This window comes from Palleronia sediminis, assembly GCF_004358695.1.
GTDB classification, from domain to species: Bacteria; Pseudomonadota; Alphaproteobacteria; order Rhodobacterales; family Rhodobacteraceae; genus Palleronia; species Palleronia sediminis.
This window is the reverse complement of record NZ_SNAA01000004.1, coordinates 200,815-224,674: the sequence shown is the minus strand read 5'-3', so window position 1 is coordinate 224,674 and position 23,860 is coordinate 200,815. Positions and strand designations below refer to the sequence as shown.

Below are 23,860 nucleotides of genomic sequence, written 5' to 3'. Positions count from 1 at the left end.
AACTCGACCTCTTCGATGCATTGAACCTCCCGAAACCCGCCTGACGCTCGATGTCGTCACAAAAACGCTTGACCCGCGTCAACAATATCAATCGCTTATCGGATTAACTGTCGAACTCCGGGGGCCACGATGCAGGCGACTGCGCATTTTCTGGTCTGGACACTGGTGCTGCAGGTTCTGATCGGTTTCGCGCTGGCGCTGCTGATCAACAGCAAGTTTCGGGGCAGCGATATCTGGACGACTGTGATCGTCCTGCCGATGATGCTCAGCCCCGCGGTCGTCGGAAATTTCTGGACGTTCCTGTACCAGCCGCAGATCGGGCTCTTCAATTATGTCGTGGCGTTCTTCACGGGCACCGATCCGGCCGCGTTCTCGATGATCGGAGACTACAACCTCGCCCCATGGGCGATCGTCATCGCCGACACGTGGATGTGGACGCCGTTCGTCATGCTCATCTGCCTTGCCGGGCTGCGTTCGATCCCCGGCACGATCTACGAAGCGGCGGAATGCGACCGGGCCAGCAAATGGCGGCAATTCTGGACGATCACCGTTCCCATGGCGCTGCCGTTCCTAATGCTCGCGGTGCTGTTCCGTGGGATCGAGAACTTCAAGATGTTCGACCTGGTGGTGCAACTCACGGGGGGCGGGCCGGGCAATGCGACTACCCTGACCTCCATCGACCTCAAGCGTGAGGCGTTCGAGCGCTGGCGCACGGGGTATTCGTCCGCATACGCGGTGATCCTGTTCGTCACCGTGTTCGGTCTGGCGTCGATCTATGTCAAAGCCTTGAACAAGGTGAAAGAGCGATGAGCTTTTCGGTCACCGAGCCTGCACGCCGCACAAAGATAATCGCCGGGATCCTCGTCGCGGGATATGCGATAATCACGCTGCTGCCGCTCGTCTGGATCATCGCGACGGGTTTCAAATCCCCGTCCGATGCCATCGCCTACCCGCCGAAAGTCTTCTTCGAGCCGTCGCTGGAAGGCTACGTGAACCTCTTTACCACTCGAACCCGCGTCACCGACGAGGCGTTCGCAGCCTTGCCGCCGCCCGAAACGTGGTACGATCAGATCGTGCGGGATAGCCGCATGGTGATCGCCGGGCCGTCGCGCTACGGAGAGCGGTTCCTGAACTCGGTCATCATCGGCTTCGGCTCGACCTTCCTGACCATGGTGCTGGGCACCATGGCGGCCTACGCGTTCAGCCGGTTCCGCGTGCCGCTCAAGGACGACCTGATGTTCTTTATCCTGAGCACGCGGATGATGCCGCCTATCGCTGTCGCCATCCCCATCTTTCTGATGTTCCGCCAGCTCGGACTCAACGACACGCATCTGGGGATGATCCTGCTTTACACCGCGGTGAACCTGTCGCTTTCGGTATGGCTTCTGAAGGGGTTCATCGACGAGATCCCCGTGGAATACGAAGAAGCGGCATTGATCGACGGCTATACGAGGTTCCAGGCCTTCTGGAAGGTCGTGCTGCCACAGGCCGCGACCGGCATCGCCTCGACCGCGATCTTCTGCCTCATCTTCGCCTGGAACGAATACGCCTTTGCGGTTCTTCTGACGAGCGGAACGGCGCAGACGGCGCCGCCCTTCATTCCCACCATCATCTGCGTCGGCGGCAAGGACTGGCCCGCCGTGGCGGCCGGCGCCACGATCTTCCTCGTGCCGGTCATGGTTTTCACAATTCTCCTGCGAAAGCACCTGTTGCGCGGGATCACGTTCGGAGCGGTTCGCAAATGACAGACGCAAAGTCGCCATTCGACGATGACGAAAGCCTGACCCGCGCGCAGAAACGGCGCGAACGGGCCGGGGCGCCGAAACCGACCGTCGAGGATACGCGCGGCGAACACGATCGCGGCTACCGCGCCCATCCCGCTGCGCGGATCTTCGTACGGGGCCCATGGGAGATGGCGGCGTCGATCCTGATCGGGCTGGGAGTGGTCATGCTGATGCAGCCCTTTTTCCTTTGGGCCTATAGCTGGTCGTTCGCCGTGACACTGACGGGAACGGTCATGTTCCTGATCGTCAGTCATTTCCCGGAGTAGTCGATGGCCCAGATCCGCATTCAGAACGTCCGCAAGGATTTCGGCAGCTTCACGGCCGTGAAATCCTCGAGCTTCACGGTGGAGGACGGCGAGTTCTTCATGCTTCTTGGGCCTTCCGGCTGCGGCAAGACGACGACGCTGCGCATGCTGGCTGGACTCGAACTCCCGACATCCGGCGAAATCTACATAGATGGCGAGGAGGTCGGCCAGAAACCGGCGAGCCAGCGCGACATCGCTTTCGTCTTTCAGATGTTCGCTCTGTATCCGCATATGAACGTCCGCAAGAACATCAGCTATCCGCTGCGAAGCCAGGGGATGAAACGCGCCGAGGTCAAGCGCAGGGTGACCGAGGTCGCACGCATCCTCGGCATCGAGGACATGCTCGATCGCCCTGTCGGCCGTCTTTCGGGCGGCGACCGGCAACGGGTCGCGTTGGGCCGCGCCATCGTCCGCGAACCCAAGGCGTTTCTCATGGACGAACCCCTCGGCGCACTCGATGCCGAGTTCCGCGAACGGATGTCCGAGGAGCTGCGGGCGCTGCACGATCGGATGGGGGCGACCACCGTTTACGTGACCCACGATCAACTCGAGGCGATGCAGATGGGGGACAAGATCGTGGTGATGAACCACGGCGTCGTCGAACAGTTCGGTGTGCCGCAGCAGATCTACGACTGGCCGGCGACCAGATTCGTCGCCGAGTTCATCGGCTCGCCGCCCATGAATTTCCTCGATTTCAACGCGGTCATGGACAAGGGCACAGACAGCATTCGGTTGGGCGACGCGACGATCGGGGTTCCGCGCCAGATCGACGGGGCAAGCGGTAAACTTACGCTCGGCGTACGGCCCGAGCATGTCCGGCTGACCGACAGCGGGGCATACCGGGGGCGGATCGCGGCAAGCGAATATCTGGGCACAACGCAGATCGTCACGCTGAAGACGCCGAACGGCCAGGTCAAGGCGCGGGTCGCGTCATCCGACCCGGTGCAGGTCGGCGACACCGTGGGGCTGGAGTTCGACGCGCGGACCCTGACCGTGTTCGATGCGGGATCCGGGCGCGCGCTTGTATCGACCGCCAACCGCGAGGTCCTGACCCATGGCTGAAGTGGTATTGGAGTCGGTATCCAAGCGTTTTGGAAACGATCTGGCCCTCGAGGATGTATCGTTGACCGTACCCGACGGATCCTTTGTGGTTCTGCTGGGCCCGACGGGGGCCGGAAAAACTACCACCCTGCGCATGGTCTCGGGGCTGGACGTTCCCGATAGCGGCACCGTTGCCATCGGCGGCCGGCCGATGGCCGGTTTCGCACCGGCGCAGCGGGACGTGGCGATGGTATTCCAGCAATACTCGCTCTATCCCCATCTCAGCGTGCGCGACAATCTGGCCTTTCCCCTTAAATCGCCGGTTCTGCGGACGCCAAAAGACGAGATCGCCCGCAAGGTGGCCGAGGTCGCCGAGATGCTCCAGATCTCGCACAAGCTCGACAACCGCGCGACGGCCCTGTCGGGCGGCGAGATGCAACGCGTCTCGATCGGGCGGGCACTGGTTCGCGATCCGGCGGTGTTCCTGATGGACGAGCCGCTCAGTTCGCTGGACGCCAAACTCCGGTCGGACCTTCGGATCGAGTTGAAGGGCATTCAGGCCAATACGGGCGCGACGATGCTGTATGTGACCCACGACCAGATCGAGGCGATGACCATGGCCACGCATGTGGGCGTGCTGGATCGCGGGCGGCTCGTGCAATTCGGCCCCCCGCGCGAGGTATACGAGGAACCGGTCAGCATCTATGCCGCCGGCCGTCTGGGACAGCCTCGCATCAACGTCCTGCCGGCCGGACTCTTTGGCGGCGCCCCCGATCGCGCCGTCTATATCGGGCTTCGGCCCGAACATATCGCGCAGGGCGACGGCACCGAGGCCATCGTGCGGCGGGTCGAGCGGCTGGGCGATCAGACCCGCCTGCACCTGAACCTGCGCGATCACGACGTCGTCACGGTCACCGATGCCCATACCGACCTCACCAGCGGCGATACCGTCAAGATCCGCCCCCGCAACCCGCTTTATTTCGGCGCCGACGGCGCACGAATTGTCTGAGGAATATTCGATGGCCCATTTCATGAACGGCAAGGACACGATCGTCACCGATGCCATTTCAGGCATGCTTGCCGCATCGGGCGGCACGCTTGCACGGCTCGATGGCTATCCGCATATCCGCGTCGTGATCCGCGCCGACTGGGATCGTTCCGGGGTGGCGTTGGTATCGGGCGGCGGTTCGGGACACGAACCCGCCCACGCAGGTTTCGTCGGGCGGGGTATGCTGACCGCCGCAGTCTGCGGGGATGTGTTCGCGTCCCCCTCGGTGGATGCGGTTCTGGCGGGTATCCTCGCCGTGACCGGCGAGGCGGGCTGTCTTCTGATCGTCAAGAACTACACCGGCGATCGTCTGAATTTCGGTCTCGCGACCGAGCGCGCACGCGGCTTCGGCCGGCGGGTCGAGATGGTCGTCGTCGATGACGATGTGGCTCTGCCGGATCTTCCGCAGGCCCGCGGGCTTGCGGGAACGCTTTTCGTGCACAAGATCGCCGGTGCGCTGGCCGAAACCGGCGCGGATCTCGACACTGTCGCCGCCGCGGCGCGCGGTGTGATCGCCCGGATCCACAGCATAGGAATGTCGCTCGACACCTGCACCGTCCCCGGATCGCCCAAGGAAAACAGGATCGAGGCAGGCAAGGCGGAGGTGGGGTTGGGCATACATGGCGAGTCCGGCGTCGAACAGGTCGACTACGAAGACGCCCGCACGGCGATCGCCACCATGATGGACAGGCTCGCTCCCGCCATATCCGACGGCCCGCAGGTCGCTCTCGTGAACAACCTCGGCGGAACGTCCACGCTGGAAATGTCGCTGCTTACGAACGAGGTCCAGCGCTCCGGGATCGGGGCGCGGATCGGCCACCTTATCGGTCCCGCGCCCCTGATGACATCGCTCGACATGCACGGCGTATCCGTATCCCTGCTGGCGGCGACCGAGGACGAACTGGCCTTGCTGGCCGCACCTTGCGGCGTGACCGCGTGGCCGGGCATGGTCGCGATGGCACCCGAGACGGTCCTGCCGCTTCCCGACGGGCTCGCCCCGATCAAGGCGATGCCATCGAGCAATGCCGCAGCCGCCGCCTTTCTCGAGGAATGCTGCAAGGTCCTGATCGACGCCGAAGGCGATCTGAACGCGCTCGACGCGAAAACGGGCGATGGCGATACCGGCACGACGCTGGCCAACGCGGCGCGGGCCCTGCTGGACAGCATGGATCGTCTGCCGCTCGCCGATCAGACCCAGCTTTATCGCGCCATTGGTCAGGAACTGAGCCAGACGATGGGCGGATCGTCCGGCGTGCTGCTGGCCATTTTCTTTGCTGCAGCCGGCGATGCGTCGTCGAGCGGAATGCCCATGCGCGGTGCCTTGAGAACCGGGCTGGCCCGCATGAGCGAGATCGGCGGCGCCGATCTGGGCGACCGCACGATGATCGACGCTCTGAAACCCGCGCTCGACGAGCTGGACAAGGGACTCGGGCACGCGGCAAGGGCAGCGCGTTCGGGCGCCGATCGGACCGCCGAGATGACCGAAGCCAAAGCCGGGCGGGCATCCTATATCAGCGCGCGGCAGCTACAGGGGCACACCGACCCCGGCGCCGAAGCCGTCGCCCGTCTCTTCGAGCATCTCGCCCGGATTTCCGAACGCGGGGAATAGCGGTCTGCAGGATCCTCAATCATGATCGCCGCCATTGGCTGCGTCCGGTCGCTTTCCGATACTCCTGGCGGATCTCGCCCCTGCCGGCGGGTGGAGTTGACAGCCCGTCCTCAAAGGGTGAAACGTTTCAAGCGGTCTGCGGCAACAGGGCGGCGAAACGGGAATGTCACAAAGCCAAGGTTCAGCTCCCGGCCGTCGGGCGACGATCCGCGATGTCGCGCTCAAGGCCGGCGTTTCGGTGGGGACCGTTTCCCATGTCCTGAACGATAGCAAGTCGGTTTCTGCGCGCGCACGACAGGCCGTGCGCGAGGCCGTGGCCGAACTCGGCTACCGTCCCAACAGCCTCGCCCGAGCGCTCATCGCGCATCGTCCGCGTGCCGAGCGCACCTCGCGGCCCGATCGGCCGCGATTGATCTCGGTGGGCTATATTTCGATCGACTACATGGTCAGGATCGACGCCGTCCCCCGGTTCGGCGACCGGACGACCTCCCGTTCCATCGAAAAGATGCTGGGCGGACCGGCCGCCAACGTCGCCGTCTTTGCCGCCGCGCTTGGCGAACCGCTCGAGATCGGTGCGGAAATGGTCACGCATCTGGGCACCGATGCGGACAGCCTGTGGGCGCTCGAGGAACTGACGGCCCGGAACGTCGACGCCAGCGGCGCATTGCAGCAGCCCAACGACCGATTGTCGCGATGCATCGTCCTTGTCGAAGGCAGCGGCCGGCGAACGATCATCAACGAGCCATTCCAGGTACCTCTGGATTTCCTTGCCCAGCATCTCGCCCGCCGTTCACCGAATGCCGCACCCGCCTGCGTCCATTTCGACGGTTTCCATTTCCAGGCGGCCCGCGAGATGCGCGAGGACCTGCGCGCGGCCGGCTACCTGATGTCGCTGCATTCCGCCGGTTTCGATGTGGCGCAGGGGAACCTGCCGGATCGTCGCGACCTGCTGGAGACGTTCGACCTTTTGTTCCTCGATCAAGGCTCTTTCGAGCGCCTGACCGAAGACATTCCCGATATCGGCCGGACGCCCGAGCGGTTCTTCGATCTGGTACCGCGAAACGTCTGTCGTGCCATCCTGTTGACCCGCGGTGCCGAGGGGGCGGTTCTCCTTCGACCGGGCGAAAAGCCGGTGCATTGCGCGGCCCCGTCCGTCGAGGTGGTTGACGCGACCGGTGCCGGGGACGCCTTTACCGGGATCTTCCTCGCCTCGTGGCTGTCGCAGGGCGATCTCGCGATGGCTCTCTCCCATGCCGTTCGGGGGGCGAGCCTGTCCCTCTCGGCCCTCGGCGCGCAGGGACGCCTGCCCACGACGGACGAGGTTTCGGCGCAGGCCACGGCCGGCGGAGCGTGAAATGACGCAAGCCGGAACGACGCCGCTGCTGCTGTGCCTCGGCGACATAGATATCGACATTATCCTCAGGGTTCCGCACCCGCCCGGACGGGATCAGAAGGTCGATGGCAGGCAGGTCGCGCAAAGCGCGGGAGGGATGGCAGCCAATGTGGCTGTCGGGGCCTGTCGGCTGGGAACCCGGACGCGGATCCTCGGTGCGGTGGGCGACGACGCGATGGGGCAAGAGGCCCTCGGGTCGCTCGGGAATGAGGGGCTCGATCTTTCCCACGTCGCCACGCGGCACGGTTCGGCCACGTTTTTCTGCGTCGTCATGGTGGATGACGAGGGCGAAAAATCGCTGGTCAAGGCGGTGAGCCCGGCATACCTGCCCCGGCCCGACGATCTTACGCCCGAGGCCTTCGCGGGGGTCGATCACGTCCATCTGACCTTTACCGAGCACGATCTCGCCGCAGCGGCCCTGGTCCGGGCAAGAGGCGTCGGCGCCTCTGTCTCGCTGGACCTCGAGGCGGCGGACGTTCCGCCAGGCGGCGGCCGGGTGGGGGAATTGATCGAAAACGTGGATCTTCTTTTCGTCAGCGAACAAAGCCGGAGCGAAATCGAACGCCGCATCGGTCCGCTGGCCACGGGGCATGGCAAGACCATCGTGATGACCCGCGGGAAACGCGGTGCTCGGCTCGAAAATGGGTCGACCCTGCTCGATGTGGCCGGTCACAAGGTCGCCGTCACCGACACGTCCGGTGCGGGCGACGCGTTCGCCGCGGGCTTCCTACATGCCCGTTTGTCCGGTGCGGACGATCTCGCGGCGTTGCATTTCGCGAACGCGGCGGCGGCGATCTCGACCCGCGGTTACGGTGCGCAGGCAGGATTGCCGACACGGCGCGAGGTCGAGGATTTCCTGAAACTCCGATCATGTGAGGGCTCGAATGCCTGAGAGACGTTTCGAATACCGCGATATCCTGCGGCAGGCGGATTTGCCGGACCCGGATGCCGAAACGATGCACGGGCTTCGCGATATCGTGGACGAGGGCGTGCTGGGCGCCTCCAACCACGTCGCACTCGCGCTACCGCTCGTCGCCCGAAAGGCGCGGGCCGACCGGCCGACCGCCTTGACCGAAGCGATGGAACTCGCCCGTTTCATCGCCCGCACCCGCGGGGTCGGCGCGCCGATCGTGGCCAATGCACTGAACTGGCAAACCGAAGGAATAGAAGACCTTTCGCCCGCCGAGGCGATCGAACGCCTCCAGGAACGGGCCGAGGCCTGGGATACGGCCGCCGCCACCCGGAGAAGGGAACTGATCGAACGCGGTGTCGCGGCGCTGTCCGCGTGCCGAAATCCGTTGATCTACGACTATTCCAGCACGGTGGCCGATCTGGTTCGGGCGCTTGCCTCGGGTGGCGGGCTGAGCCGCATCGTCATCCCCGAAAGCCGCGCCATCGACGGCGGCCGGCGCTACATGTCCGCGCTGGCGGATCTGGGCGTCCCCATCCTGTTCCTGCCCGACGCGGCACTGGAATACGCCATGTCGCAATCGGATGCAGTGCTTCTGGGTGCCGAAAGCGTCACGCGGGACGGCGGGATCAGCAATACCATCGGCTCGACCCTCGCCGCCCGAGCGGCACAGGCGCACAACGTGGCGGTCTATGGTGCGGCCGACCTCTTCAAGGTGGGCAAGCGCATGGCCGCCGAACTGCCCGCGCCCGACGCGAGAACCTATGATTTCCTGCTGAAAGAGGGAGAGGTCGCCTCGACCTCGGCGCCCGAACTCGAGATCGTGCCGCCGGACCTTGTGACCGCCATCCTGACGGAACTGGGGCCGGTGGCGCCGGCCGATCTTTCGGCCGCGCTCGCCCATCGTTCCGCCTGAGATAGGGAGATCCCATGACGCCCTTTGAAAGCCGCGCGCTTATGCAGCGTGAACTCGACGAACAGCCGGTCATCCTCGGGGCCGCAGCCGACGCGCTTTCCAAGGCGGCGTCACGTCTTCGAATCCGCAAGGATCGCCCCGTTTGGATCGGTGGGTGCGGCGACAGCCTTTTCGCCGCACAATCCATGGTGCGGCATTTTCGGCAACATGGTTACGACATGCGCCCGGTCAGCGCGGCCGACATGCTCTGGGACGCGCCTGTCGGTGCCGATGATACGGTCGTCGGCATTTCCATCTCGGGCTCTACCCGCCGTACGGTCGAGGCCATCTCGGACGCCGCGGCAAGGGGCGCGCATACACTCGCCATCACCCTCAAGCCCGAAAGCGATCTGGCGCGCGCGGCGGCCGGCATTCTTCCCCTGCCCTACACACCGATCAGCCGTGCCATCCCGCACGGGCTCGACTATCACATCACGCTGCTCGCGCTCGCCGCGTTGTGCGCGCCGCTCGATGGGCCCGCCATTCGGGGCATCTTCGATGACAGCACCGGGCAGCTCGCTGAGAACGCGCGGTCCATCGCGGCAAGGATGCCTTCGGACGGGCGCTTCTTCTTTCTCGGCATCGGTGCGGCGCTCGGGTCCGCGAATTTCGGGGCGGCCAAGATGCACGAGGCGGGGGGACTTCCTGCGTGGTCGTTCGAGTCCGAGAATTTCGCCCATGGCGCGCAGTTCATGCTGCGTCCGGGCGACCACGTCATTCTTTGCGGCGGCGGCGGCCCCGCCGACGCGCGAACAAAGGCAATGCGCGCGGGGCTCGAACGGCTCGGGGTCTCGGTCGGCACGGCCGGGCTGGACGGCCGGGACGAGCCGCCCTTGTCGACGGCGCTGCGGGCTGCGCTGGCGTTGCAGACGCTTTGCCTCGCGGTCGCCGAGGCGCGCGATCTGAACGTCGCCGATCCGGCGCGCGGCTCTGCGGCCGCCGAGGTCCAGCGCGACTGGTTCGGCTGGTCCTCCCGCTGATCAGGTGCCGGCGCGGCGCGTCCGCGCCCTCAGCCTTTCGCCCACGGCATTATCGGCAACCACGCTGCCGATCAGGAGAAGGCCGATCGCCGCGAGCTGCCACGCCTGCGAGATATTGGCGAGCTGCAATGCCACCTGCAGCGTCGTGACGATCAGCACCGCCAAGACCGTGCCCGAAATCCGCCCGATACCGCCGAAGATATGCGCGCCGCCCAGCACGGCGATCGTGACCGACAAAAGCTCCATCCCCTCGCCGGCGTCGGGGCGCGCGGCTTGGAACCATGACAGCGTCATGATCGCGGCGAGCCCGGCGATGACGCCGCTCAGGCAATACAGGCCAAAGCGGAGGCGCCAGACCTTCACGCCGGACAGGAACGCCGCCCGCTCGTCATTTCCGGCCGCATAGATATGCGACCCGACCCGCGTATAGGTCAGCATCACGTGCAGAACGATGGCGAGCGGCACGAACACCGTCCACATATGCACCGGAATACCCAGGATACGCCCCTGCGCGAGGATGCCGAACCAGTCGGGGATCCCACCGATGGGCGAGCCGCCGGTCAAGGCAAGCGCCAAGCCGGAATAGGCAAAGAACGTTGCAAGCGTGCCCATCAGCGACGGCACCTTGACCACGCAGACGAGAAAGGCGTTCACTGCCCCCAGCAATCCCCCGATCGCCAGACCGATCATGCAGGCCAAGACCATCGGCACGCCGAGCGCGAAAAGACCGGCAATGGCAAGCCCGACAAGCGACATGGTGGCCCCAATCGAAAGATCGATACCGGGCCCGCCCGACAGCATGACGAGCGTCTGCGCCATGCCGAGCACCCCCAGGACGGGAACGTATTGCAGCAGGTAGGCCACCGTGGACGTCTGCACGAAGTGCGGGGAAAGCAGGGCGCCCATGACGCCGGCCGCGATCAGGAGGCCGAACAGGAAGAACATGCGCTGCGCCAGCGGATCCTTCATGAGACTCTCCGTGTCTCGAGCGCGTCGAGGATCAGCACGACGATGAGAAGCCCGCCGATCACGACCGTTTCCCAGAGCGACGAGACTCCTATGAGCACCAGCCCGTTCTGCGTGATCTTGATGAAAAGAACGCCCATCAGCGTTCCGATGAGGCTGCCGATCCCGCCGCGGATATTCGCGCCGCCGAGGATCGTCGCCGCGATCGCCTCGAGGGCGATATTCGTCCCGATATTGACCTCGACGTTCCTCAGGCGCGCGACATAGAGGATTGCGGCGATGCCCGCGAAAAGGCCGAGCAGCGCGTAGGCCTGGATCTTGGTCCGGTCGACCTGGATGCCCACCAGCCTCGCCGCCACCTCGTCGCAGCCGATGGCGACGACGCGCTGACCCCAGGGCGTGCGACGCAGCAACAGCCATGAGAAGGCATAGACCAGCCCAATGACGAAAACGCCTGCCGGCACGCCCACGAAATCGCCCAGAACCAGGAACGAGAGCGTGTTCGGCAAACCGCTGATCCAGACGCCCCCGATGACGAGGAAAAGGACCGCGATAAAGATATACATCGTGCCGAGCGTGGCGACGATGGGCGGCACGCGCGTCTTTGCAATGATCGCGCCGTTCATCGCCCCGAGCAGCGCACCGGCCCCGAGGCCCACGAGGATCACGACCCAGTCCGGCATCCCGTACTGATAGGCCCGGCCGATCAGCACCGCCGAGACCGCGAGGATGCCGCCGACGCTCACGTCGATGCCGCCGAGGATGATGACGATCGTCATCCCCGCGCAGACCACGGAAAGGTCCACCGAGTTGCGAAGGATCGTCGTCAGATTGCGCTCGGACAGGAAGAACTCGGACTGGCTGGCGAAGATCGCACAGAGCACCGCCAAGGCCACGAGCAAGAGCCCCTCCCGACCGATACGAAACGGCCGGGAGAATGCCTTGCGCGTCGAGCGCGCGGTTTGTGCCCTAGAAGTCAAAATCGTCCACATTCTCTTCGGTGAAGACGGACGGCGGACCAAGCAGGATCACGTCGTTCTCGGGCAGGTACTCGATCGTCTGTTCCAGTCCCTCGACCTCGAACGCGCCGGTAATTTCACCGCCATCGACGAGATGATCGCCGACCCAGACGGTCAGGTAGCCAAGGTCGGCGGGGTTCCACAGCACCGAGAACGGCATCGCGCCCGACTTGATGTAGTCCCGCGCCGTGTTGGGCGAGCAGTAGCCGGCTGTCAGCACCTCGCCCACGAGATCCGCGGCCTCGACCGCCTGGGCGATGCCCGGACAGGTCGTCGACGCCATGCCGAGGATCGCCTTGAGATCCGGGTTGCGCGTCATCGCATCGGTGGCGAATTGATAGGCGCGTTGCGCGGTGCCGTCGGTATGGTCGACCGATACGATCTCGATATCGGGATAGGTCGTCTCGGCGCGTTCCTCGATGGCGGCGATCCAGTTCTGCATCGACTGGATGGTGGGAGAATCCGACACGATCGCGATCTTGCCGCTCTCCCCGATGCGCTCCACCGCCTCGTCGAGCAGCGTGTAGCCCAGATCGCGGTCCAACGCCTGCGCCACGAAAAACTGACGGTCGCTGTCGGGCGCATCGGCATCGGCGGTCAGCACGACGATTCCCTGTTCGATCGCCCGTGAAATCGCGGGCTTCAGCGTCTCGCCGTCAAGGGGCGAGATCGCGATGACGTCAAAGCCCTGGTTCACGAAGCTTTCGAAGATGCGAAGCTGGTCGGCGGCGTTCGTGCTGGTCGGCCCCTCCTGCACGTATTCCACGCCCAGTTCCTCGGCGGCCCGCATCGCGCCCTCTTCCATCGCGACGTAATACGGGATCCCGGCGATTTGCGGGATAAAGGCGATGCGGGTCGTATCGTCCTGTGCGAACGTCGGAAGCGCCGCCGTCAGTCCAAGGGCGACCCCGCCGAAAAGCGTATGTTTGCGCGTCATTATAACCTCCACTGGTTCTGTTGGTTGCCGTCGTTTCAATGCGCCGTTCTTGCGTGGCGCTTGGCCTCGGTCGCGCCGGTGATGTATCCGACCACTTCTTCGGGGGTGGTCTTGTCGGTCTCCAAAAGCCCGATTCGCTTGCCGCGCCGCAGCACGGTGATGCGGTCCGACACCTCGAAGACATCCGGCACGTTATGCGAAATGAGGATCACGGATTTGCCCTGCCGGCGCAGGGTCTTGATGAACTCGAGCACCTTGCGCACCTCCGCCACGGCCAGCGCGGCGGTCGGCTCGTCCATCACGATCACATCGGCATCGATGTTCAACGCCCGCGCGATGGCGACGCCCTGTCGCTGACCGCCCGAAAGATACTCCACCCATGTGTGGATATCGGGCACGACCACGTCGAGCTGTTCCAGCAGCTCGCGGCTGCGCCTGTGCATGGCCCGGCGGTCGAGGAACTTGATCCCCGCGACGGTGCGGGTGATCTCGCGGCCCAGAAAGATGTTGTCGGCGATCGTCATCTTTCCGGCAAGCGCAAGCTCCTGAAAGATGGTCGCGACGCCCCGCCGCCACGCGTCCTGAGGAGATGTGAACCGGACGGCTTCGCCGTCGAGCGCGATCACACCCTCGTCGGGCATGTGCGCGCCCGCAAGCGTCTTGATCAGCGTTGACTTGCCGGCGCCGTTGTCGCCGACCAACGCCATGACCTCGCCGCGCCGCAATTCGAAATCGACGGAATCAAGCGCCGTGACGCCACCGAACCGTTTCACGATGCCCGTCATGGACAGCTTCAGCGTCTCGGCCACTCCGTCTCCCCTCCCGATTGAAACGTTTCACCGATAGCAATCTCGCGGCATCCTTGGCGTGATGTCAAACGATTTCTCGCGAGGCGACGTTTCACACGGACCCGGCCGGGGTGCGCCCGGCCGGCGTGGGTCATTCGCCGTAGGGCACCCAGATGTTCTTGATCTGCGTGGCGCGCGAAAGAAAGGCGCGGCCCTGCCCCTCGTGGCCGGACCAGTCGCGGGCACCGTCGGTTTCGGTCCAGGTCTGCTTGAGGTTGCCGGCGCTTTCGCGTTCGACCATGGCTGCGCCTTCGGGGCTGCCGACATACCAAAGCCCGGCCACGCCGTCATGGCCCGCCAGCGTCGCGGCCAGCGCATCGCGCGGGCCGGTGACGATGTTCACCACGCCCGCCGGCACGTCCGATGTCTCGAGCACCTGGTAGAGGTCCGTCGCCGCCAGCGGGTGCGTTTGCGACGGCACCGCCACCACGCGGTTGCCCATGGCGATGGCGGGCAGGACCAGCGCCAGGAACCCCGCCAGCGGCGCCCGCGTCGGGCAGACCACGCCCATCACGCCCAGCGGCTCCGGCATGGCCAGCGTCACATGGGCCGACTTGGTCTGGTGCACCGCGCCGTCGAACTTGTCGGCCTGCGCCGCGTACCAGAAACAGCGCCGGATCGCGGTCTCGACCTCGGCCTCGGCGGCGGCCTGCGTCGCCCCGAAGCCCGCGAGGCGGTCGGCAAAGCCCGCGGCGCGGGCCGACAGGTTCTCGGCCAGGTAATAGAGGATCTGCGCGCGGTTATGCCCGGTGGCCTTGCCCCAGCCGCCGGCCTTCGACGCGGCCTCGACCGCGTTGCGGATATCCTTGCGATTGCCGAGCCCGGCGAGCCCCACGGGGCCTTTCGACCCCTCGACCGTGTAGCTGTAGCCCGAATCGGGCCGTGCATGGCGGCCCCCGACAAAGAGCTTGGCGGTGCGGTCGATCCCGCCCGACTGCGTGGGCGCCTCGCCCGGTTGCGCGACCGGTTCGGGCAGATCGCCGACCCCTTGGGGCGCGGCACGTCGCGGCGCGCGCAGATAGGCCGTCATGCCCTCGCGCCCGCCCTCGCGGCCAAAGCCGCTTTCGCGGTAGCCGCCGAACCCCGCGCCCGCGTCGAAGACATTGGTGCAGTTGATCCAGACCACGCCCGCCTTGACCTGCGCGGCGATGTCGAGACAGAGGTTCACGTTTTCCGACCAGATCGAGGCGGCAAGCCCATAGCGGGTGTTGTTGGCCAGTTCGACCGCGTCGGCAGGCGTTCGGAACGCGGTGAGCGTGACCACCGGGCCAAAGATCTCTTCGGTCGACAGCACGCTTGCGGGGTCGACATTCGTGACGAGGGTCGGCGGGTAGAAGCAGCCCTGCGGCGCGTCGCCCTGCTCGATCACCGCGCCTTCGGCCTTTCCCTGCGCGACGAGATCGCGGATGCGCGCAAGCTGCACGGGATGCACGATGGCCCCCATGTCGGTCGACTTGTCCAGCGGGTCGCCCACCCGCAGCGTCGCCATCCGGGCGCGCAACAGCGCGGTGAACCGCTCGACCACAGCCTCGGCCACGAGGATGCGCGCCCCCGCGCAGCAGACCTGCCCCTGGTTGAACCAGATCGCATCGACCACGCCCTCGACCGCGGCGTCGAGATCGGCATCGGCGAACACCACGAAGGGCGACTTGCCCCCAAGCTCGAGCGTCAGGCCCTTGCCCGTCCCGGCGGTCTCGCGGCGGATGATCCGCCCCACCTCGGTCGAGCCGGTGAAGGCTAGCTTGTCGATGCCCTCATGCGCGACGATGGCGGCGCCGGTCTCGCCGTCGCCGGTGACGATGTTCACCACCCCCGCGGGCAGGCCCACCTCGGCGCAGATTCCGGCAAAGGCCAGCGCGCTCAGCGGGGTGTATTCGGCGGGTTTAAGAACGACCGTGTTCCCGGCGGCCAGCGCCGGCGCGATCTTCCACGACAGCATCAGCAGCGGAAAGTTCCACGGCACGATCTGGCCGCAGACGCCCCAGGGTTCGGTTCCTGGCAACTCGTCCGCGGCGATCTCGGCCCAGCCCGCATGGTGGTAGAAATGGCGCGCGACGAGCGGCACGTCGATATCGCGCGTCTCGCGGATCGGCTTGCCGTTGTCGATGCTCTCGAGCACGGCAAGAAACCGCGCGTGCTGCTGCACGTGGCGCGCGATGGCATAAAGATAGCGCGCCCGCCCGTGACCGCCCAGCGCGGCCCAGCCCGGCTGCGCGCGTCGCGCGGCCGCGACCGCCGCATCGACATCCGCGGCGCTGCTCTGCGTGGCCTGCGAGATGGTCTCGCCCGTTGCGGGGTTGTCCACCGCGAATGTCGTGCCGGGCGGGGTGAACGCCCCGTCGATGAAGTGGCCAAAGCCCCCGGAGCGGGCTTCGAGCCAGTTGCGCACGATCGACGAATCCTCGGGCGCGGGACCGTATTCCATCGACTTCAGTATCTCCTGGATGCTCATGGCGGCCCCTTACGACGCGGCGTGACGGTGCGAGGCGGCATAGCGCCCGGTGACATGGTGTTCGAGCTGCCGCTCGATATCGCCCAGCATGGACGAGGCGCCGAAGCGGAAAAGATCGGGTTCGAGCCAGTCGCGGCCCAGCTCTTCCTTCATCAGGATCTGCCAGGCGAGCGCCTCTTTCGCCTGTTTCATGCCCCCCGCGGGCTTGAAGCCGATGCGATGGCCCGTCGCCGCGCCATAGTCGCGCAACGCGCGGATCATCGTCAGCCCGACCGGAAGCGTCGCGTTCACGCCCTCCTTGCCGGTCGAGGTCTTGATGAAATCGGCGCCCGCCTGCATCGCCACCATCGACGCGGCATAGACGTTGCGCAGCGTTTGCAGATCGCCGGTGGCGAGGATCGCCTTCATGTGGGCGTCGCCGCAGGCCGCGCGCATCTGGCGGATCTCGTCATGGAGCGCCTGCCAATCCTGGCGCAGCACATGCTCGCGCGTGATGACGATATCTATCTCGGCCGCGCCCTGTGCCACGGCCCACTCGATCTCGCGCAGCCGCAGATCGAGCGGCATGAGCCCCGCGGGAAACCCGGTGGCGACGCTGGCCACCGGGATGCCCGATCCCTCGAGCGCCTCGACCGCGTGGGGCACCATCGTGGGATAGACGCAGACCGCCCCCACCGTGAGCCCCATATCGGCGATCCCCAGCCCCTCGGCGATGCGGTCGGCCAGCGGCCGCCGCGCCTTGGCGCACAGCCTGCGCACCCGCGCCGCCGTGTCGTCGCCCGCAAGCGTCGTCAGGTCGATCAGCCGAATCGCGTTCACCAGCCAGGCCGCCTGGTAGAGCTTCTTGACCGACCGCCGCGTGCCCAGCGTCGCCGCGCGCCGCTCGGTCGCGGACCGGTTCACCGGGTGCCCCTGGAACATCGACGGATCCAGCGCCATCCCGGCATTGCGACCGGCCCCCTCGCGCGCCAGCGTCGCGGGAAGCCCCCCCGAAGTGGCGGTGGCAGGCCGGGCGTTTGCTGTATGGGACATGGTCAGACCTCTCGACCGCTTGGGGCGGTGGTGCGTTCGGTGTCGCCGGCCATCAATCGGCGGGCATCGTCGAAATGCGCCTGCATCGCCTTGAGTACCGAGAATTTCCGGTCGTGATAAGCGCGCGTGGCCGGGTCGGGCAGCACCGCGCGGGCGGGACCGGCCATTGCCCGCAGGCGCGGCCTCACGCGGCAGAGCCCGACAAAGACCCCGCCCGTGCCTGCGTGACGCCCGCGGCGCCTGCCGCGGTCATGGCAAGCCGGAGCATATGGGTTTTCATCGTGATCTCTCCTCCCTCCTGGGCGCATGGGCCGGAAACACGGGGTCGCCCTCGGGGTCGATCGGCAGGGTTGCGATCACTTCTGTTCAAATCGCAACATAACTACCGACCCAATCGCAGACGCCGTCGCAGGTCAAGCACCCATCACCGACGCTCATCCGGTTTGCACGCCCCGCGCAGGGGTTTCGCCGACGCCGTGTTCGGTCACGACGCCCGACACTTCGTCGAGGCTCGCGAACCGAACCGCCCGGCGCAGGCCGATCTTGCTGGAGTCCATCACGACCCAGTTCTCGGCCGCCAGTTCGAGGACCGCCCGCTTCATCGCGACCTCGTACTCATGCGAGCAACTGAGCTCCCGGTTCTCCCACAACCCGCCTGCCGACAGGAAACCGATCTCGATGCCGAGCGGCCGCAGGAGCCCGAGCGGATCGGGCGGATGGCAGGACCGGGTGCGGCTTTGAAGCCGGCCGCCGATGAACTCGACCTCGGCGCTGGTCCGCCCGTGCAAAAGCTCGGCCGAGGTCAGGCAATGGGTCACGACGCGCTTCACCCGCCTTTGGGTCAGCGCACGCGCGAGATGCGGCACCGTCGTGCCGGTATCGAGAAAGACGCAGGCCCCCTCGGGCACCAGCGCCGCGGCATGATCGGCCGCGGCGAGCTTGGCCTCGCTGGCGCGGCGCATCTGTTCCTCGAAATCATAGGTGTCGGTGCCGCGCCCGCGGACGAGATAGCCGCCCTGGCAGATGAACCCCGCCTTGCCCGAGGCGGCATCGCGCCGCAACGTCATCTCGGCCACGCCCAGATCGCGCGCGACATCGCGCAGGCGCAGCGACGGCGTCACCTCCAGCAGCAGGCAGATGCGCGCGTTGCGTTCGGCCGACCCGCTCGGCCGCGTCATGGCCCCGAGCCGCCCCATGGCCTGCGACCTGCGGGAACACCGCGCGGCGCCGCGGCCATCCGACCGGCGCGCGGTGCCGGTTTGCCGAGCGACGGCCCCACCCTAGCCCCGCGCCAGCGCCCATTCGAGATGATCCAGCCGGTCGCTCCCCCAGAAACGCTGATCGTCATCGGTGATGTAGAAGGGCGCGCCGAAGGCGCCTGCGGCCACCGCATCCTCGAGGTTGCGGCCATAAGTCTCGGCCGCCGTCATCAGCCCGCTATCGGCAAGCGCGGGGTCGAACCCGGCCGCGCGCAGGCAGTCGCGGATCGTGTCGTCCTCGGCGATGTCGCGTTCTTCGGCCCAGCAGGCGCGGGCCAGCCCGTGCACCATCCCGCCCAGGTCGCCGCCGCCCGCGTTCTGCGCGGCGATGATGGCAAAGCCCGAGGGCGCGGGGTTGGTCGGCCAGTGCCGCGGCCGGGGGTTGAGCGGCATCCCCGCGATGGCGGCCGAACGCTCGATATCCTGCAACCTGTAGGCCTGCCGGTTGGGATGCCGGTCCTTGGGCGGCAGCCCGCCCGTCCGCGCGAAAAGCTGCATGATGTCGAGCGGGCGATAGACGACCTGCGCCCCGGCGGCCTCGGCGATTCGCTCGAGCCGGGTGCCGGCGAGGTAGGTGTAGGGCGAAATCGCCGCGAAAAAGTAGTCTATCCGTCGCGCGGCCATGGCACGCCCCCCTTTTACGCGGTTTGCGGCAGGGTAGGTTCCTGCTAGGCGGTGTCAACGCGGCGCGGCAAGGCGCGGCCGCGGAACGGATGCCGCCTTTCGGAGATCACCGGACCCATGCCCTCACATTCGACCGAACCCAAGCTCATCGCCGGCAACGCGAACCAGAGCCTGTCCAAGGCCATCGCGCGGCGGATGGGGATGCACCGCGGATCGGCCTCGGAACTGGTCTCGGCCCGGATCGAGCGGTTCACCGACGCCGAGATCTTTGTCGAGGTGTTCGAGAACGTGCGCGGCGAGGACATGTTCATCATCCAGTCGACCTCGAACCCGGCCAATGACAACCTGATGGAGCTGCTCATCATGACCGACGCGCTGCGCCGGTCCTCGGCCGCGCGCATCACCGCCGTCATCCCCTATTTCGGCTATGCCCGCCAGGATCGCCGCACCAAGGCGCGCACCCCGATCAGCGCCAAGCTCGTCGCCAACATGCTGACCGAGGCCGGGATCGAGCGTGTCCTGACGCTCGACCTGCATGCCGCGCAGATCCAGGGGTTCTTCGATATCCCGGTCGACAACCTCTATGCCTCGCCGGTCTTCGCGCTCGATATCCTGCACCGCTTCAAGGGGGGGATGCAGGATCTCATGGTCGTCTCGCCCGATGTGGGCGGGGTGGCGCGCGCCCGCGAACTGGCCAAGCGGATCGGCGCGCCGCTCTCCATCGTCGACAAGCGCCGCGAAAAGCCCGGCGAGGTGGCCGAGATGACCGTGATCGGCGACGTGACGGGCAAGACCTGCATCATCGTCGACGATATCTGCGACACCGCCGGAACGCTGTGCAAGGCGGCCGAGGTGCTGGTCGAGGCAGGCGCGGCCGAAGTGCATGCCTATATCACCCACGGCGTCCTGTCCGGCCCCGCGATCGAGCGCGTCGGCGGGTCGGTGATGAAATCGCTGGTCATCACCGATTCGATCGAACCCTCCGAGGCCGTGCGGAACTGCTCCAATATCCGGGTCGTGCCCATGGCGCCGATGCTGACGCAGGCGATCCTGAACATCTGGAACGGCACATCGGTCAGCTCGCTCTTCGAGCTCGACACGATCGAGCCGATCTACCAGGGCCTCTATTCCGAGGTCTGAGCCCGCCCTAGCCCCGGATCGCGACGAGGTGATTGTCCCATGACAGGGCGTGCTTGGCCGCGCCCCGATCGGTCAGCACCCCGCCGGTCCCGTCGGTAAAGGCCAGCCCCGAGGCGGTCGGCGCCACGCCGCAGATATCGGGGCGATGCACGATCTCGGGGGTGTCGTCGCCCTCGGTGAACAGCACCGCGCGCGCCCCGCGCGGGGCGGTGATGGCCACGCGCCGCCCGTCGCCCGACCACGCGACCGAGCCGACATAGCCCGCGCAGGTCGCAGCCAGGTCCGCGCCATAGGTCCGGGCCGCCGCGCCGCGCCTGTGCGTCGCCAAAAGCGGCACCCGCTCGGACGGGTCGCGCTGCGATTGCAGCCCGATGGCCACCGTGCCGTCGGCGCGGGCCGCGATATGGCGGATCGACAGCTTCGGATCGGCAAGCTCGGCCGTCTCGACCACGCGCCCCTCGACGAGATAGGCAAGGTTCGGCCGCATCGTGTCGAGGTTCAGCTTGTCGCGCCCGTGGTCGGGATGGGTGCGGATGCCGCCATTGGCGACGACCAGCGTATCGTCCGAAAGCCGCGTGATCTCGTGCGGGCCGATCCCGCCCGAGGCGATCTCGTCCAGGCGGGCATAGCCGTTCGCCGCATCCCACAGCCCGATGCGCCCCTCGCCGGTGGCGATGTCGTTCTCGGTCGTGGCAAGGATGCGCCCGCCATCGACAAAGACGCCGTGCCCGTAGAAATGCCGCCCCTCGGGCGTGTCGAGCCGGTGCAGCACCCGCCCCTCGGCGCAATCGAGCACCAGCGCGAAGGTGCCGGGCCGGCGCGCGAACCCCACCGCCTCGGCCCGGACGGGATGGGCGGCGGCGGCATGGCCCCGGTCGGGCAGCGGCACGCGAAAGGCGATCTGCCCGTCATCGCGCAGCCCGAACAGGGCATGGGCGCCATCGGCCTCGCGCGCGGCGGCGACAAAGGCCGGGGCGCCGATCTCGGCCCAGGCAGGCGGCACCGCGGCCAGCGCGGCGCCTGTGGCGGCAAGAAACCCGCGGCGCGACAGCATCAGTCGCCATCCGCCGAGTTGAAGCCCGCGCGCACGCCCAGCGCGCCGCCGATCTCGTCGCCCGCGATGTTGCGCGCCTCGCAGACGGCCGTTTGCAACGCCTCGACCCGGAACCGCCCCGAGGGGTCGGCCACCCCGGCAAAAGCCGGATCGTCGAGCCGCGCGGCCTGCGCGATGGCCGCGTCGAGCGCGGCGGTGGTGCGCGGCGCGGGCGCCAGCAGCCCGGCCAGTTCGCGCAGCGCGGTCAGGCTTTCGACCACCATCGCCTGCGACACGCCCGCGCGCCACAGCTCGGCCGCCCTGGGGCGCGGATCGTCGAAACTGCCCAGGGGCCGGCCGAGCCGCTGGTCCGCGACCAGTTCGAGCCCGGTCATGAGCGAGGTGAAGAGCGCCGCCTCGGCCTCGCCCGCGGTCAGGAAGCGCGTGTTGCCGGGGCCGCCGGGGTCGCGCATCAGGTCGGCAAAGCCGCCGGTCCAGCCGTCGCGGATCGCCGCCGCCGTCGCGGCCAGGTCGTCGGCCAGCGCCAGCGTCAGCGCGCAGGGCGCGGCGTCGCGCTCGAATATCAGCCGCTCGAGCGCACCGAGCCCCCGCGCCGCGACCGAGGCGCGGGCGATGGCCTCGGGGGTCCAGGCCTCGGGGCCCTGCTGTTCCAGCAGGCGCAGCCCGCGCGCGGTCGAATCGCGCTCGTCGGGCCAGAACAGCACGGCGCGGGCGCGGCCGCTTTCCTCGGCGGGGCCGAGCGTCAGGTGCGACACCCCCGCCCAGGCCGCCGCCGCCCCGGCGAATGCCGGGCGCAGCGCGTCGGCCTCGCAAGGCGCATCGGCCAGCGTCGCGGTCGCCTCGGCCAGCCGCTCCATCCGCGGCAGCACATGCTCGTCGAGCGCGGCATCCACATCGGCGGCCAGCGGCCCGGCGGTCAGGGCCCCCAGGGCAAACGCGGCCAGCACGGTCGGAAGATATCTCATAGCGACTCCAGAAAGGCGATCAGGTCGGCGCGATCCTCGGGCTCCAACGCGGCAAAGTGGTCGCGCGGTCCCTGCGCCTCGCCACCGTGCCACAGGATCGCCTCGGTGATCGAGCGGGCGCGGCCGTCATGCAGATATTCCGCCTGCCCCGCAACCTGCGCCGAAAGTCCCAGCCCCCAGAGCGGCGCGGTGCGCCATTCGGCCCCGGTCGCCTGCCCCGCGGGCAGGCCGTCGGCCAGCCCCGGCCCCATGTCGTGCAACAGGAAATCGGAATAGGGCCAGACAAGCTGGAAACTGTGCTCGGGGCGATCCTCGAGCCGGTGGGTGACAAAGCTCGGGACGTGGCAGGCGCTGCATTGCGCCTCGTGAAAGACCTGCTTGCCGCGCAGAACCTGCGGGTCCTCCACCCCCTCGCGCCGGGGCACACCCAGCGTGCCGCTGTAGAACGCCACGAGGTCCAGGCTGTCGCCCGCCACCTCGAACCCGCCCTGTTCGGCATCGGCCCCGTCGGGGGCGGCGCGGCACGCGGCCTGCGCCTCGGTGCAATCGCCCGCCGGATCGGGGCGCAGCGGCGTCGAGAGGCCCATATCGGCGTTGAACGCATCGGCCGATTGCTGGCGCAGCGTGGGCGTCGTCGCCCGCACGCCGAACCGGCCCAGCATCGGGCGGTCGTATTCCGGCGACCAGACGACATGCGGGCGCCCCGAGATTCCGTCGCCATCGGCGTCGTCGGGGTCGGCATGGGCGAGGATATCGGCGGCCGGGATCGCCTCGACGAGGCCCAGCCCGATCATCTGCGGCGCGACCCGCGGGCTCAGCGCGGTGTCGGGCGCGAGCGCGCCATAGGCCAGATCGGCCAGCCGCCATTCGGGCCGGCGCAGCGTCACCGCCTCGCCGCCGGGCAGGGTCACGGTCTCGTCCTCGATCCACGTCACCTCGACTCGGCCCTCGCGCGCGATCCCCGCATTGGCATCGTCAGAGAACTGGTGCCCATAGACCGGATCGGGCGCGGCGCCGAGATAGCGGCGCAGATCGTCCATCCCCTCGCCCGCCGCGTCCCGCGTCAGCGGCCGGCCCAGCCGCACGACCAGCGACCCGGCATCGTCGGCGGCATCGACCGGGGCATGGCCGCGCCCGTCCTTGATGTGGCAATCCTGGCAGGAGCGGACGTTGAACATCGGCCCCAGCCCGTCCGAGGCCAGCGTCGAGGCGGGCGCCGTCACCCAGAGCCGCTCGAACAGGCCGTTGCCGACGGCGAAATCGGCCTGCTGGGCAAAGGTCAGGTTATCCTGCGGCAGGCTGAAGGCGGCGTTGTCGTCGCGCCGCCGCACCGTGGCCGCACCGCCCGGATTGGCCTCGAAACGCTGGGCCGTATCGAACCGCTCGGGGGGTGCCGTGACCGCGGCCACGCGCGCCGCCTCGGCCTCGGTCCGGGGCACGATGTCCAGATGCGGCTCGGACAGGATGGCCTGCATCCCGTCCCCGTCAGGCGCGGCCATCGCGACACCTGCGGCAAGCACGCCGATCCCAAGGAAAACG

22 protein-coding genes and 1 pseudogene are annotated in these 23,860 nt (G+C 67.4%); 11 read left to right on the top strand and 12 right to left on the bottom strand.

Annotation, left to right across the window (positions count from 1 at the left end; genetic code table 11):
- Positions 1–126: 126 nt before the first annotated feature.
- The 10 genes and pseudogenes from E2L08_RS05970 to E2L08_RS05925 all read left to right on the top strand — a co-directional run.
- A pseudogene (locus tag E2L08_RS05970) lies at positions 127–810 on the top strand (carbohydrate ABC transporter permease); the annotation flags it as partial.
- Entirely contained in the window at positions 807–1,745 is a 939-nt protein-coding gene (locus E2L08_RS05965; protein WP_133396136.1) for a carbohydrate ABC transporter permease, read from the top strand. The pseudogene E2L08_RS05970 and the gene E2L08_RS05965, both read left to right, overlap by 4 nt.
- Positions 1,742–2,050 (top strand): hypothetical protein, encoded by a 309-nt coding sequence (locus E2L08_RS05960; protein WP_133396135.1) that lies wholly within the window; start codon positions 1,742–1,744, stop codon positions 2,048–2,050. The genes E2L08_RS05965 and E2L08_RS05960 overlap by 4 nt, the downstream gene beginning before the upstream one ends.
- Before the next feature lie 3 nt (positions 2,051–2,053).
- Positions 2,054–3,151 carry an ABC transporter ATP-binding protein gene (locus tag E2L08_RS05955; RefSeq protein ID WP_133396134.1) on the top strand — a complete coding sequence of 366 codons (1,098 nt, stop codon included), beginning with the start codon at positions 2,054–2,056 and terminating at the stop codon, positions 3,149–3,151.
- Complete coding sequence (locus E2L08_RS05950) at positions 3,144–4,139, top strand: ABC transporter ATP-binding protein (protein ID WP_133396133.1); 996 nt, start codon at positions 3,144–3,146, stop codon at positions 4,137–4,139. The genes E2L08_RS05955 and E2L08_RS05950 overlap by 8 nt, the downstream gene beginning before the upstream one ends.
- Positions 4,140–4,149: 10 nt before the next feature.
- Positions 4,150–5,787: a dihydroxyacetone kinase subunit DhaK gene (locus E2L08_RS05945; protein ID WP_133396132.1), complete on the top strand. Its 1,638-nt coding sequence runs from the start codon at positions 4,150–4,152 to the stop codon at positions 5,785–5,787.
- 163 nt (positions 5,788–5,950) lie between these two features.
- On the top strand, positions 5,951–7,141 hold the full coding sequence (locus tag E2L08_RS05940) for a carbohydrate kinase family protein (RefSeq protein WP_133396131.1): 1,191 nt from the start codon (positions 5,951–5,953) through the stop codon (positions 7,139–7,141).
- Complete coding sequence (locus E2L08_RS05935; protein ID WP_133396130.1) at positions 7,038–8,072, top strand: carbohydrate kinase family protein; 1,035 nt, start codon at positions 7,038–7,040, stop codon at positions 8,070–8,072. The genes E2L08_RS05940 and E2L08_RS05935 overlap by 104 nt, the downstream gene beginning before the upstream one ends.
- On the top strand, positions 8,065–9,006 hold the full coding sequence (locus E2L08_RS05930; RefSeq protein ID WP_133396129.1) for an IF-2B domain-containing protein: 942 nt from the start codon (positions 8,065–8,067) through the stop codon (positions 9,004–9,006). The genes E2L08_RS05935 and E2L08_RS05930 overlap by 8 nt, the downstream gene beginning before the upstream one ends.
- A gap of 14 nt (positions 9,007–9,020) precedes the next feature.
- Positions 9,021–10,025: an SIS domain-containing protein gene (locus E2L08_RS05925; RefSeq protein ID WP_133396128.1), complete on the top strand. Its 1,005-nt coding sequence runs from the start codon at positions 9,021–9,023 to the stop codon at positions 10,023–10,025.
- Here the strand turns inward: E2L08_RS05925 and E2L08_RS05920 are convergent, their stop codons facing one another.
- From E2L08_RS05920 to E2L08_RS05885, 9 genes are all read right to left on the bottom strand, one after another.
- Entirely contained in the window at positions 10,026–10,994 is a 969-nt protein-coding gene (locus tag E2L08_RS05920) for an ABC transporter permease (protein WP_133396127.1), read from the bottom strand. It lies immediately after the preceding gene.
- The gene (locus E2L08_RS05915) at positions 10,991–11,887 is read right to left on the bottom strand and encodes an ABC transporter permease (protein ID WP_240758131.1); all 897 of its coding nucleotides are present in this window, start codon (positions 11,885–11,887) and stop codon (positions 10,991–10,993) included. Before E2L08_RS05915 ends, E2L08_RS05920 begins: the two co-directional genes overlap by 4 nt.
- A gap of 73 nt (positions 11,888–11,960) precedes the next feature.
- The gene (locus E2L08_RS05910; protein WP_133396125.1) at positions 11,961–12,947 is read right to left on the bottom strand and encodes an autoinducer 2 ABC transporter substrate-binding protein; all 987 of its coding nucleotides are present in this window, start codon (positions 12,945–12,947) and stop codon (positions 11,961–11,963) included.
- Between the two features lie 35 nt (positions 12,948–12,982).
- On the bottom strand, positions 12,983–13,756 hold the full coding sequence (locus E2L08_RS05905; protein WP_240758123.1) for an ATP-binding cassette domain-containing protein: 774 nt from the start codon (positions 13,754–13,756) through the stop codon (positions 12,983–12,985).
- Positions 13,757–13,886: 130 nt separating this feature from the next.
- Positions 13,887–16,247, bottom strand: coding sequence for an aldehyde dehydrogenase family protein (locus E2L08_RS05900; protein WP_206076973.1), 2,361 nt, complete (start codon positions 16,245–16,247; stop codon positions 13,887–13,889).
- A gap of 9 nt (positions 16,248–16,256) precedes the next feature.
- Positions 16,257–17,186: a deoxyribose-phosphate aldolase gene (deoC, locus tag E2L08_RS05895; RefSeq protein ID WP_133396160.1), complete on the bottom strand. Its 930-nt coding sequence runs from the start codon at positions 17,184–17,186 to the stop codon at positions 16,257–16,259.
- 95 nt (positions 17,187–17,281) lie between these two features.
- Positions 17,282–17,467 (bottom strand): hypothetical protein, encoded by a 186-nt coding sequence (locus tag E2L08_RS16960; RefSeq protein WP_168771061.1) that lies wholly within the window; start codon positions 17,465–17,467, stop codon positions 17,282–17,284.
- Between the two features lie 246 nt (positions 17,468–17,713).
- A complete protein-coding gene (locus tag E2L08_RS05890) occupies positions 17,714–18,457 on the bottom strand; it encodes a DeoR/GlpR family DNA-binding transcription regulator (protein ID WP_168771060.1) in 744 nt (247 codons plus the stop codon).
- Between the two features lie 102 nt (positions 18,458–18,559).
- Positions 18,560–19,162, bottom strand: a complete 603-nt coding sequence (locus E2L08_RS05885; protein ID WP_133396123.1) for a 2-hydroxychromene-2-carboxylate isomerase — start codon at positions 19,160–19,162, stop codon at positions 18,560–18,562.
- A 117-nt stretch (positions 19,163–19,279) separates the two neighbouring features.
- Here E2L08_RS05885 and E2L08_RS05880 point away from each other — a divergent pair, with 117 nt between their 5' ends.
- A complete protein-coding gene (locus E2L08_RS05880) occupies positions 19,280–20,302 on the top strand; it encodes a ribose-phosphate pyrophosphokinase (RefSeq protein WP_133396122.1) in 1,023 nt (340 codons plus the stop codon).
- Positions 20,303–20,309: 7 nt separating this feature from the next.
- Here E2L08_RS05880 and E2L08_RS05875 read toward each other — a convergent pair whose 3' ends face one another.
- The 3 genes from E2L08_RS05875 to E2L08_RS05865 are packed head-to-tail and all read right to left on the bottom strand — an operon-like array spanning position 20,310 to position 23,820.
- The gene (locus tag E2L08_RS05875; RefSeq protein ID WP_133396121.1) at positions 20,310–21,356 is read right to left on the bottom strand and encodes a DUF1513 domain-containing protein; all 1,047 of its coding nucleotides are present in this window, start codon (positions 21,354–21,356) and stop codon (positions 20,310–20,312) included.
- Positions 21,356–22,321, bottom strand: a complete 966-nt coding sequence (locus tag E2L08_RS05870) for an imelysin family protein (RefSeq protein ID WP_133396120.1) — start codon at positions 22,319–22,321, stop codon at positions 21,356–21,358. Before E2L08_RS05870 ends, E2L08_RS05875 begins: the two co-directional genes overlap by 1 nt.
- Complete coding sequence (locus E2L08_RS05865) at positions 22,318–23,820, bottom strand: di-heme oxidoreductase family protein (RefSeq protein WP_240758130.1); 1,503 nt, start codon at positions 23,818–23,820, stop codon at positions 22,318–22,320. Before E2L08_RS05865 ends, E2L08_RS05870 begins: the two co-directional genes overlap by 4 nt.
- Between the last annotated feature and the right edge of the window lie 40 nt (positions 23,821–23,860).